Origin of the sequence: Streptococcus sp. 27098_8_69 (assembly GCF_041432445.1) — a bacterium.
Classification (GTDB): Bacteria; Bacillota; Bacilli; order Lactobacillales; family Streptococcaceae; genus Streptococcus.
In genome coordinates this window covers 33621-46104 of the sequence record NZ_JAPVZO010000018.1, presented here as the reverse complement: position 1 = coordinate 46104, position 12484 = coordinate 33621, and the positions used below count along the sequence as shown (strand labels likewise).

11 protein-coding genes are annotated in these 12484 nt (G+C 39.2%); 4 read left to right on the top strand and 7 right to left on the bottom strand.

The features are described 5' to 3' along the window. Window positions 1–123: 123 nt before the first annotated feature. A complete protein-coding gene (gene rpsO / locus O3658_RS07320) occupies window positions 124–393 on the bottom strand; it encodes a 30S ribosomal protein S15 (RefSeq protein ID WP_001018251.1) in 270 nt (89 codons plus the stop codon). Window positions 394–598: 205 nt separating this feature from the next. On the opposite strand from rpsO, the gene O3658_RS07315 reads away from it, so the two are divergent. Both O3658_RS07315 and thrS read left to right on the top strand, forming a co-directional pair. After that, window positions 599–973, top strand: a complete 375-nt coding sequence (locus O3658_RS07315; protein WP_371560431.1) for a hypothetical protein — start codon at window positions 599–601, stop codon at window positions 971–973. A gap of 321 nt (window positions 974–1294) precedes the next feature. Further along, window positions 1295–3238, top strand: a complete 1944-nt coding sequence (gene thrS, locus O3658_RS07310; RefSeq protein ID WP_371560429.1) for a threonine--tRNA ligase — start codon at window positions 1295–1297, stop codon at window positions 3236–3238. A 205-nt stretch (window positions 3239–3443) separates the two neighbouring features. Here thrS and O3658_RS07305 read toward each other — a convergent pair whose 3' ends face one another. From O3658_RS07305 to O3658_RS07285, 5 genes are all read right to left on the bottom strand, one after another. Next, window positions 3444–4493 carry a DUF389 domain-containing protein gene (locus O3658_RS07305; RefSeq protein ID WP_371560427.1) on the bottom strand — a complete coding sequence of 350 codons (1050 nt, stop codon included), beginning with the start codon at window positions 4491–4493 and terminating at the stop codon, window positions 3444–3446. Window positions 4494–4943: 450 nt separating this feature from the next. Beyond that, a complete protein-coding gene (locus O3658_RS07300) occupies window positions 4944–6935 on the bottom strand; it encodes an ABC transporter permease (protein WP_371560425.1) in 1992 nt (663 codons plus the stop codon). Between the two features lies 1 nt (window position 6936). After that, the gene (locus tag O3658_RS07295) at window positions 6937–7695 is read right to left on the bottom strand and encodes an ABC transporter ATP-binding protein (protein WP_371560422.1); all 759 of its coding nucleotides are present in this window, start codon (window positions 7693–7695) and stop codon (window positions 6937–6939) included. A gap of 326 nt (window positions 7696–8021) precedes the next feature. After that, window positions 8022–8996, bottom strand: a complete 975-nt coding sequence (locus O3658_RS07290) for a sensor histidine kinase (RefSeq protein ID WP_371560420.1) — start codon at window positions 8994–8996, stop codon at window positions 8022–8024. Beyond that, a complete protein-coding gene (locus O3658_RS07285; RefSeq protein ID WP_371560418.1) occupies window positions 8989–9666 on the bottom strand; it encodes a response regulator transcription factor in 678 nt (225 codons plus the stop codon). Before O3658_RS07285 ends, O3658_RS07290 begins: the two co-directional genes overlap by 8 nt. 95 nt (window positions 9667–9761) lie before the next feature. On the opposite strand from O3658_RS07285, the gene O3658_RS07280 reads away from it, so the two are divergent. Further along, window positions 9762–10838: a DUF2974 domain-containing protein gene (locus O3658_RS07280; RefSeq protein WP_371560416.1), complete on the top strand. Its 1077-nt coding sequence runs from the start codon at window positions 9762–9764 to the stop codon at window positions 10836–10838. 105 nt (window positions 10839–10943) lie between these two features. Next, window positions 10944–11573, top strand: a complete 630-nt coding sequence (locus O3658_RS07275) for an MBL fold metallo-hydrolase (RefSeq protein WP_371560414.1) — start codon at window positions 10944–10946, stop codon at window positions 11571–11573. Window positions 11574–11677: 104 nt separating this feature from the next. Here the strand turns inward: O3658_RS07275 and O3658_RS07270 are convergent, their stop codons facing one another. Then, window positions 11678–12442, bottom strand: coding sequence for a hypothetical protein (locus O3658_RS07270; protein ID WP_371560412.1), 765 nt, complete (start codon window positions 12440–12442; stop codon window positions 11678–11680). Window positions 12443–12484 lie beyond the last annotated feature (42 nt).

Here is a 12484-nt window from a genome sequence, read left to right as displayed (position 1 = left end):
TGATATCAGAGAGCTTGATTCTTGCTGGACAAAACGTTTATAGACTAGGCGGCAAGCCGAAGATTGTACTGATGGTACATCGAGGAGAAGCCAACGAAGTATAGAAACGTTTTAGACGCAAGATTAGCGACGAAGTCCAAGAGAGTTGATTAACTCACGGTAACGGTTAACGTCGTTTTTACGCAAGTATGCAAGCAAGTTACGACGGCGACCGATTTTCTTCATCAATCCACGGTAAGTAGCGTGGTCTTTTTTGTGTTGTTTGATGTGTTCGTTAAGGTGGTTGATTTCCCAAGTAAGGACAGCAACTTGAACCTCTACTGAACCTGTATCACCTTCGTGACGTGCATATTGTGCAATGATTTCATTTTTTTTCTCTTTTGAGATTGCCATGATGTTTCTCCTTTTTATTTGGCTTCATCCGAGTGACAGGTTGGCATGCCTGTAACCAAGAAGAAGTTATTTGTCTTTACGACATTTCCTATTCTACCAATAACTAACTTCTTTGTCAACTGATTTACTATTCTTACCGCAAAAGTGCTATAATAGTTATAGGAAGTATATCTAAGTAGACATCTTGAAAAGAGAGGTGATTACCATGCGTAAATTCTCGCAATATCTCCCCTACTATCTGGTCATATTTTTCTTTTATTGGCCACTTTATGAGCTGTTATTATGGACTATTACTGAAAACTATATCTTGAAGGAGCTCACCATCGGCAACGTTATTATCTTCTCTCCACTGGTGACTTTCATAGTATCACTATTCTACACTTATCGTTTCAAATTCTCAGTTTGGTGGTTAATTGGAGTTGGCTTGCTCTTTTGCTTTACCATCATTACTTTCGGAGAATTTATCCTTCTCTACTTCCTAGCCTATGAAATCTTTGCCCTCGCGGGTATGGCTGTCGGTGCCGCTATTAAGAATCTAGTGCAAAAACTGAAAAACAAAAAACTTTCACAAAATCCTTGAAAAATCTCACAATCATGCTATAATAATGCATAGAGACAAGTCACTTAGAACCTTTCTACCAGAGAGTGCGTGGTTGCTGAGAACGCATAGGAAGACTATACTGATACTACTCTACTGACTTTTATGCAAACATAAAACGGTGGCCACGTTAGAGCCAATCAGAGGTGTCAACAGTTTTTGTTGTACATAAACGAAGGTGGAACCACGTTGCGACGTCCTTTTGGGAGGTCGCTTTTTGTTTTTCTTGATTTAAAACTGCTGAAATAGGGAAACACTTCTGCTATAAAAATAATTGATAACTAATAATATAAGGAGAAAATCATGATTAAAATTACTTTCCCAGATGGCGCTGTTCGTGAATTCGAATCTGGCGTTACAACTTTTGAAATTGCTCAATCTATCAGCAATTCCCTAGCTAAAAAAGCCCTTGCTGGTAAATTCAACGGCAAACTCATCGACACTACTCGTGCTATCACTGAAGACGGAAGCATCGAAATCGTGACACCTGATCACGAAGATGCTCTTCCAATCTTGCGTCACTCAGCAGCTCACTTGTTTGCTCAAGCAGCTCGTCGCCTCTTCCCAGATATTCACTTGGGTGTCGGTCCAGCCATCGAAGATGGTTTCTACTACGACACTGACAACCAAGCTGGTCAAATCTCTAACGAAGACCTTCCTCGTATCGAAGAAGAAATGAAGAAAATCGTTAAAGAAAACTTCCCATCAATCCGTGAAGAAGTGACTAAAGACGAGGCGCGTGAAATCTTCAAAAATGATCCATACAAGTTGGAATTGATCGAAGAACACTCTGAAGATGAGGGCGGTTTGACTATCTACCGTCAAGGTGAATATATAGACCTTTGCCGTGGCCCACACGTCCCATCAACAGGTCGCATCCAAATCTTCCACCTTCTCAACGTAGCTGGTGCTTACTGGCGTGGAAATAGCGACAATGCCATGATGCAACGGATCTACGGTACAGCTTGGTTTGACAAGAAAGACTTGAAGAACTACCTTCAAATGCGTGAAGAAGCCAAAGAACGTGACCACCGTAAACTTGGTAAAGAATTGGATCTCTTTATGATTTCTCAAGAAGTTGGTCAAGGTCTTCCATTCTGGTTGCCAAATGGTGCGACTATCCGTCGTGAATTGGAACGCTACATCGTCGACAAGGAAATCGCTGCTGGCTACCAACACGTCTACACTCCACCAATTGCCTCAGTAGAACTTTACAAGACTTCTGGTCACTGGGATCACTACCGTGAAGATATGTTCCCAACCATGGATATGGGTGATGGTGAAGAATTCGTTCTTCGTCCAATGAACTGTCCTCACCATATCGAGGTCTTTAAACACCACGTTCACTCATACCGTGAATTGCCAATCCGTATTGCTGAAATCGGTATGATGCACCGTTATGAAAAATCTGGTGCTCTTACAGGGCTTCAACGTGTACGTGAAATGTCACTTAATGATGGTCATACTTTCGTAACACCTGAACAAATTAAAGATGAGTTCCAACGTACGCTTCAATTGATTATCGACGTTTACGAAGATTTCAACTTGACTGACTATCGTTTCCGTTTATCATATCGTGACCCTCAAGATACTCACAAGTACTTTGATAATGATGAAATGTGGGAAAATGCTCAACGTATGTTGAAATCAGCTATGGATGACATGGGACTTGACTACTTTGAAGCTGAAGGTGAAGCAGCCTTCTACGGACCAAAATTGGATATCCAAGTTAAGACTGCCCTTGGAAAAGAAGAAACCCTTTCTACTATCCAGCTTGACTTCTTGCTTCCAGAGCGCTTCGACCTTAAATACATCGGAGCTGATGGTGAAGAACACCGTCCAGTTATGATTCACCGTGGGGTTATTTCAACCATGGAACGCTTCACAGCTATCTTGATTGAAAACTACAAGGGGGCCTTCCCAACATGGCTTGCCCCACACCAAGTAACTCTTATCCCAGTTTCGAACGAAAAACACGTGGACTACGCTTGGGAAGTAGCTAAGAAACTTCGTGACCGTGGTGTCCGTGCCGATGTGGATGAACGTAATGAAAAAATGCAGTTCAAGATCCGTGCTTCTCAAACACAAAAGATTCCTTACCAATTGATCGTTGGTGACAAGGAAATGGAAGAGAAGGCTGTAAACGTTCGCCGTTATGGTCAAAAAGAAACTGAAACTATGCCGGTAGACGCATTTGTAGAATTGATTCTTGCAGATATTGCTAACAAGTCTCGTGTTGAGAAATAAACGATAAAACCTGAGATAAAAACTCCAGCTAAATAAAGAAGCAACAACTGAAAACGTTGTTGCTTCTTTATTTAACCTGAGCTAGTAGTGATTGGTCAAACTTCCACAAATGTATCCTCATCAACAATCCTTTCTATCCACTAACTTTTGGATATAGGATATCCTCCCAAGATTTGCTTCCATGAGTTAGATAAGTTGACTATCCTCAGTCCTTGTCTGCCTCATTTTCTTTTACGAGGTCTTTTTGTGAATCTTTTTCAGAGAGTTTTTGATCGATATACTGGTTAATGGTTTCGTAAAATTCCTTGGCCGTCTCACTATCTAATTTTGTCGAATTATGGACTTGATTGACTTTCAATTGAACAGATTGAATACCGTAAGAGGCTTGTTTTTGGCGAATGGTTTCTAATTCTTCTTCTGAAATCGGATCTCCAACAACCGTCAAGACCAATTCATTGCTCCTTGACTTGTAGACTTGATTAATGACCGTATGATTGGCGAACTCTTTGCCTACAAACTGTTTAATCCCTTCTTTTCGCGCTTGATCCATCGTCAGAGTGACTGCTGAATAGCTGGCTGGAAGAACCAATAATACAATCAAGGATATCAACCCAATTTTCATTTTAATATTTAGCTCTTTAAATGAACTTAAAGGAGATTTTCTCATCAAAATTCTTGTTCCAACAATGTTGGCTAGCATGATAAAAACACAGTTGATCAAGAAAAGATAGAGAGCCCCAAATAAAAATCGCACATTCCCATTAGCTAAACCATAGCCTGCAGTACAGATAGGTGGCATTAGAGCTGTTGCAATGGCTACTCCAGGCACGATATTGTTTGCTTCTTTTTTCCTTGAACCAATTACACCTGCAATCCCACCAGCAATAGCAATGAGAACATCCCAAATGGTTGGAGATGTTCGTGCAATCAACTCGCTACTTGCATAAGATAAGGGAGAAATCCAGAAATACAGAGTCGAGACAAGCAAACTGACCAATACTTGAGTAAATAAAACCTCTAGAGATTGCTTGATTAAACGCGTATCAAAAATAGCTAAACCGAATCCCAGTCCAACAATCGGTGTCATGAGAGGGGAAATCAGCATGGCTCCAATAATGACAGCTGTTGAATTCATATTTAGACCTATAGAGGCAATAAAAATCGCACACATTAAAATTACTGTATCTCTTAATCGAACATGAAGGTCATCATATAATTTCTCACGGTATTCACGTGTTGAATAGTTTCCGGTCATTGGTTACTCCTTTTATTTCATATAATCTTGTTTCTGCATGGATGGTGGTAGAGAGACATCCGTCCAATCTTACATATTTTTAATTCTCACTTGTCATTCTTTTGAAAATTATCCTTTAAATATCCATCAGTCCATATTTAACATTATATCAAAAATTTTACAGCCTTTCTCTGAAGAAATCAATCAATTTAAGAGATAGAGAAAGGTAGAAATTTTTGTTTCCTTATCCGAAGAAGAAAAAACGTTATCTCCTCTGAAAGAAGATAACGTTTTAATGTTTAAACATGATGAGTGTGTTTGGTTTTCCAATTATGTATCATGCAAATCTCCCAAGGTGTTGTGATCCTCAAGGTAAACTCGTAAATTATAGCTACTAAAATAGAGTATTCAATATAATCTAGGATTCCTCCGTCAAAATAACTTTCAGACTTTACATTATATCCTTTATTTTTATATTTGAACAATTTTGCGATAACTTCTTGAAGTAATCATAAAGATTAGGACATAGACTAAAGCAAAGATACCACAAATGGAAAGAGTTACGCTTAACATCATGGCTGAATCAACAACACCAACGACCTTGAGAATCAGGCTCAACATGTGATAAGCAAAAGCCAGATGAAGAAAGGCAAAGGCCAGAGGTAGGAAGAAAACAGTCAAGACCTGCTTGTTAATGGTTTGCTTGATTTGTTTTTGATCCAAACCAACCTTTTGCAGAATGACAAAGCGTTCACGGTCTTCATAACCTTCTGAAATTTGTTTATAGTAGATAACGAGTACAGTACCTACCATAAAGATGATAGAGAGAAAAATACCGATAAAGAGGACTCCACCAAAGAGAGCGTTCATTTCGACAGTTGACTCACTCGCAATGTTTGCACCATAAACCATACCATTCTCGTTCTTGAGATTGTGACTGAAATTATCAGAGTAGTTTTCAAAATCATCTGCAAGTTTGAGTTGTTCCTCTTTACTTGCCGTCACATCCATTCCACCGTATAGCTGAGTGTATATAGCAGAATCCTGGTATTTATCTAAAAAGTCCTGTAAATTTGAGACAACAAGGTAGTTATAATCTGAGATCAAAAGTACATACTGGTTAGCAACATGGTCTCTGAGGAAATCTTGCTGGATTTCTTGCTTGATCGTATAGTTCTGATTGTTCAGACTGAATGCTTTTTGACCTTTAAGGCCATCGTTCTTAGCGAATAGTCCCACCTCATTATTCGTAAGGTTCAGCTTTTGTCCAGTCATTTTTTCATAGTCTTTTTGATCAAAAACTAGGAAAACTGTCTTGGGCATAACACTATTTTGACCTTTTGCAAAGGTGGTTAATTTGGTACCATCTTGACTAGAAAGGCCGAAACTTGCATAGCTAAGAACATCCTTAGTGCTGATTGTTAGGTTCTTTTCCTTGGCATACTGAGTTAAAAGTTGGTCTAAATCCTCAACTTCTACATTTTGTCCTGAAATTGACATATCATGAGGATACAGGAGTTTTTTAATATTTTCAGAACCATTGTAGATACTGGTTGCTGCCGACATGGTGACCAAAACCATGGTGGAAAGGATGGCAATAGTCGCTAAACCAACCGCATTTTTCTTCATACGGAAAATGAGGTTAGAAACAGAAATGAGATTGTTAGGTTTGTAGTAATATTTCTTGTTTTTCTTGAGCATTTTCAAGAAAACTGTAATCCCAGCATTGAACAAGAGATAGGTTCCTAAAATGACCAGTATTACAGCTAAAAAGAAGGTAGAAATAGCTAATAGAGCATTTGTTACGCTTTGAGCTAGATAATAGCCACTACCTAAAGAGAGTAGTCCCAAGATTGTCTGAAACACTAGGAAACGACCCTTCTTCTCACCTTTTGCTTTCTCACGAGATAGTTGGAGAGCATCCATACGGATAATGCGGATAGCATTTAGGAAGACAATGACTAAAAAGATAAAACCAAATACCAGAAGGATGGAAAGGACTACGGACCATTGGAAGGTTGCGACTAACTCCACCTTCATCTTTGAAAGTTTTAGCAATAAAGCGAAAATCAGATTGTCAAAGAGGGCACCAATCCCAATCCCAGCAGTGACTGTTACAAGCCCAAATATCAAGAGTTCCTTGAAGGTCATACCAATCAAATGTCGCTTTTCTAGTCCCAACATGCCATATATACCCAGTTCTTTGGAACGATTTTTCATGACAAAACTGTTGGCATAAAGGACGATAATGGCAGATGCAAGTGTTACTACGATGAGACCTAGTTGTAGGGTAAATTGAATAGAAGATCCACCCCGCATTTCTACCATTTTAGGATTAAAAGTTAATGAATAAAATAGGTAGCTGATAGTAACTGCAAGGAGAACTGCTAGTGCAAAAGGATAATAGAGTTTGCGGTTTTTGATTAAGTTGGATATGGCCAACTTATTGGTTAATCGAAACATACTAGTTCACCTCACTTGCCATAACAGTCAAGGTGTCAGAGATTTCTTGGAACATCTGACGCTCAGTCTTTTCACCACGGTAGATTTGATTGTAAAGAATTCCGTCCTTGATGAAGAGGACACGTTTCGCACGACTTGCTGCAGCTGTTGAATGGGTTACCATGAGAATGGTTTGTCCTTGTTCATTGATCTGATCAAAAATATCAAGAAGGGCTGCAGATGACTTAGAATCTAGAGCTCCTGTTGGCTCATCAGCAAGGAGAATTTCTGGTTCTGTGATGATGGCGCGTGCAACTGCTACCCGTTGTTTTTGTCCACCAGAGATTTCATAAGGGTACTTCTCCTGCAATTGATTGATGCCAAGATTTTCAGCCGTTACGACTAATTTTTTCATCATTTCTGTAATAGGCTTTCTAGACAATACCAAAGGGAGTAAGATATTGTCTTTAACAGAAAGCGTATCTAACAAATTGAAGTCTTGGAAGACAAAGCCTAACTTTTCACGACGGAAGCTTGATGCTTCAGAATTTTTAATGGTAGCTGTGTCAGTTCCGTTTAGGAAGACCTGGCCACGAGTTGGTTTGTCAAGCATGGCGAGAATATTGAGTAGGGTTGATTTCCCGGAACCAGACTCACCCATGATAGCAACATAATCACCTTTTTCTACCGTAAAGTGAATGTCTTTCAGGGCTTCTACTTGGCTGCCTTGAAAGCGAGTTTTATAAATCTTCTGAACGTGTTTTACATCTAATACTGTCATTTTAACTTCTCCTTTTTAATATCCCATTAATTGAAACTGAGCTTGCATCATTTCGATGCCCATTTGAACTCGCTCGATATCCTTTGGACTCGGCTTACTTGTATGTTTCTTTTGTAAAATTGTTTTCATGGTTTCTCTCCTTTTTCTTTATGCCCTAAGTTTACTCCAAAAAAAGATGGCTTGCCATAACATAACCTTACAAAAGAGGCCTTTAATCTTACATTTTTGTAAGATTAAAATTTTTTATCTGATTGGAGCTTTTTTTCACCATATCAAGGTCTAAAGAAGAGCTTGAAAGGTTTCTTCCAAGCTCTTCACAATTCTTTTCATTCAATCAGTAAATTCACTTCAGAGAACTTAATCCTCACAGTTGTTCCTTGCCCAAGTTCAGATTCTATTTGAATCTGATGTCCTAATTCTTGGCTGATTTTCTGGGTTAGATAGAGCCCAAGTCCAGACGACTGCTGGGTCATTCGACCATTATAGCCTGAAAATCCGCGTTCAAAGACTCGCAATCGATCACTATTTTTGATGCCAATCCCAGTATCTTTGATGCAAAGGTCTGAACCTTCCATGTAGATTTCAACTCCACCTTCATTTGTGTACTTGAGACTGTTTGAGATGATTTGTTCAATAACCACTAGTAACCATTTTTTATCCGTCACGATGCTTCTATCCAAGTCATGCAGATCGACACTTAGACCTTTCTGGATAAAGAAAAGGGCATATTTGCGAATGACTTCCTTGACCAGATCTTCTATATTTTCTTTCTTCAAAACCAAATCATCATGGAAGCTTTCTAAGCGTAGATATTGGAGTACGAGATTGGTGTAGGAATCAATCTTAAAAATTTCCTGCTCCAACTGTTGTTTCAGTTGGCGATCCGCCACCTCACTCACTAGGAGTTTACTGGCCGCAATCGGTGTCTTTATCTGATGAACCCAGAGAGTATAGTAGTCCACTAAATCATTGTAGCGGTTTTCAGCATCCGATTTCTTTTGGTAGAGCTCAGCTTCGCTTTTTTCTAATTTTTCAGTTAGAAGGACTTCCATTGGTGACTTAGCTTCTCTCTCGCCATAGAGCAATTCCTTACGATAACGTTGCAATTCCACCCAAAAATCCCATATCAAGAATATAAAGGAAAAAACTGATGATAGAAGGAAAAAATAGTTAAAGTAAGGTCCTTGACTAACAAATAGGACATCAAAAAGAAAGATGAGACCCGTCAAAAACAGAATAAAAGCGAAAAAACGACTACGCGAACGGATATACGTTAGAAAAAAACTTTTGAGTTCAACCATGTTTCAATCCGTACCCTATTCCTTTCTTGGTTTCGATAAAACCAATCAAACCTTCTTCCTCCAGTTTCTTGCGCAAACGAGCGACATTAACGGACAAGGTATTATCATCGATAAAAAAGTCACTGTTCCAAAGCTCCCGCATCAAATCATCACGCGCCACGATATTGCCTGCGTGTTCAAATAAGACACGTAAAATCTGAAATTCATTCTTGGTTAAATTGATAGCTTTTCCATTGATATGCACATCCATAGACTTGGTATTGAGGATAACTCCTGCAAACTCTAGGAGACTCTCGTCCCGTCCAAACTCATAAGAACGGCGTAACAAACCCTGAACCTTAGCTAAAAGAACCTGTTGGTCAAAAGGCTTGGTCACAAAATCATCCGCTCCCATGTTGATAGCCATCACGATGTCCATAGCCTGATCTCTTGATGACAGAAACATAATAGGAACTTTGGAAATCTTGCGAATTTCCTGACACCAATGATAGCCATTAAAGAGAGGCAATCCAATATCCATAAGCACCAGATGAGGCTCAAACTGAGCAAATAGCGTCAGAACTTCCATGAAGTCTTCCACCATGACTACTTCAAAACCCCATTCGGAGAGCATTTTCCCAACTTGTTGACGGATTACTTGGTCATCCTCTACTAGTAAAATCTTATGCATCTGCTCCTCCTTTTTCTATATTATAGCAAAATTCTCCTGACTACTAGCGAAATTGATGTAAATCTGATATGATAAAAGTTAAGAAAGGAGTTCTCATGGCCAATATTTTTGACTATCTAACTGATGTTCAATACGATTCATTTTATGATATCCCATTAAACGAACTGGATGTACTTGCTCTGACTGAACTAACTTATCTGTCTTTTGATAACTTACTAGACGAATCAGATAATCGCTTACTAGATGTCGCAACACGTGTTCCTCGAGACAGTAACATGTTGACTAATAAAGAACGTCTGCAACTCTTAGATCAACTCTCCACACACAAGCGTTTTAGAAATTGCAAGCTCTCTAACTTTGTCAACGATATTGATGAGGAACTCCAAAAGCAATTCGCTGCTATGACCTATCGTCTGAACCTAGATACCTATCTGATTGTCTTTCGTGGCACAGACGACAGTATTATTGGCTGGAAGGAAGATTTCCATATGACCTATATGAAGGAAATCCCTGCCCAAAAGCATGCTCTTGAATACTTGGAAGAATTCTTTACCCAACATCCAAAACAGAAAGTGATTGTAGCTGGACATTCTAAAGGTGGGAATCTGGCTGTCTATGCTGCCAGTCAAATCCAGTCTGAATTGCAGGAAAAGATATCGTCGGTTTATACCTATGATGCCCCTGGTTTGCAGGCTCATCTGACTGAGACCACTGGTTATCAAGATGTTATTCCAAAAATTCACCGTTTCGTCCCACAAGGTTCTGTCATTGGCATGATGCTAGAAGTTCCTGATACTCCTATCGTCGTCAAATCTACGGCTCTCGGAGGAATCGCCCAACACAGCACCTTTAGTTGGCAAACTGAGGATAATCACTTTGTCCAACTAGAAGAAATCAGCAGTGAGAGTCTCCAAATTAAAGACACTCTCAAAGAATGGGTGGATAGTGTACCAGATGAGGAACTGGAGCTCTACTTCGATCTCTTCTTTGGTACCATTCTAGAATCTGGAATCAGTTCCATTAATGAACTGTCTTCTAAAAATGCTATTGACCATGTTCGACAACTTGTTTCTCAAGCTCAGACATTGGAGCCCGAGCAAGTCGAAATCTTAAAAAATCTGACACAACTCCTACTGGATGCTCGTTTCCAAGCCTGGAAGAATCATTTCTAATTTGTCAAAAAGTCCTTCCTTTACGGAGGGACTTTATTGTTGATTTCTTATTTTGTGCTTCTGTGTTATACTAGTAGGAGTAAATGCTTTGAAAGAGGAAATCCTATGAAAATCCATAAAACTGTGAACCCCGTTGCTTATGAAAACACTTATTATCTTGAAGGAGACCATCACCTGATTGTGGTTGATCCAGGTAGCCATTGGGAGGCCATTCGCAAAACTATTGAAACCATCAACAAACCGGTCTGTGCCATTCTTCTGACCCACACCCACTACGACCACATCTTGAGTCTGGACTTGGTCAGAGATACTTTTGGAAATCCTCCAGTGTATGTAGCGGAAAGCGAAGCCACTTGGCTCTACTCTCCAGTCGACAACCTTTCTGGTCTCCCTCGACACGACGATATGGCAGATGTCGTATGTAAACCAGCTGAACACACCTTTGTCTTTCATGAAGAATACCAGATTGAGGAGTTTCGCTTTACTGTATTACCAACTCCAGGCCACTCTATCGGAGGAGTTTCATTTGTTTTTCCAGATGGACACTTGGTCTTAACGGGTGATGCTCTCTTCCGAGAAACTATTGGACGAACAGACCTACCTACAGGTAGCATGGAACAACTCCTTCATAGTATCCAAACCCAGCTCCTCACCCTCCCTAACTACGACGTCTATCCTGGACATGGTCCGGCTACGACTATCGCGCACGAAAAAACTTTCAATCCATTTTTCTAAAACATAAAAACCAAGGACAATCATCCTTGGTTTTTGTGTAGCTTCAATTTCTACATCACTACTTGCTCGGTAGAATCAAAATTGACTAGAAAAACAATTCAAAACTAATTAGCTGGATTCAATTCTTTCCAGTCAATGTTAGACAAATCAAGCTTTTCAGAAGAAATATCTAAAACTTGCTCTGCTTTTTCATTACCACCGATTTGAATAGTTGCTTCTTTAATCTTCTGCACTCCATTTTTTTCAAACGAATATAGAGCCAGGTTCATTTCTGGACGAGTTGACTGCCAGTCTGCATAAGAGACTAGACCATTTTCGTAAATAACAAAGCCTGAGCGAAAACCACCTGCAGAAGCTACATAAGCTGTGTGAAGTAAGTTTGGTTTTTGATTTTCCAAATAATAAATGGCTGAAACAAATTTTTCATCGCCAATAAGTAACTCATCTTGCCCATCCTTATTCAAATCAAGAAGAGCATATTTAAAGTCTGGTGCATTTTGATAATCCATTCGAGAGAAAATCAGGCTATATTCTTCTGAAGCAATCTTGTGTTGTTTATTTTCCTCGTATAAATCTTCTCTATTACCTTGTTTTAAAAGCTCTGTATAGTGATTATAACGTTCAATCACTTCTTTATACAAATCTGGTCCCGTTTCCTTCTTATTTTCAGCAATTGATTGTGACGCCTTGGTTGAAGAGTCACTAGTATTCTCAGTATTTTCTCCTGTTGATGAACTAGTCTTATCGTCTTTGGATACAGATGATAGTGTAGATGAAGGTTCTATATTTCTATTATTTTTATTGAGACCACAAGATGCCAAAACTGAAATTGAAAGAATAGCTGAAAGCACTATTAAGTATTTCTTCATGTTAACCTCGATAGCATTTTATTTTCAGATGGATAAACTTCA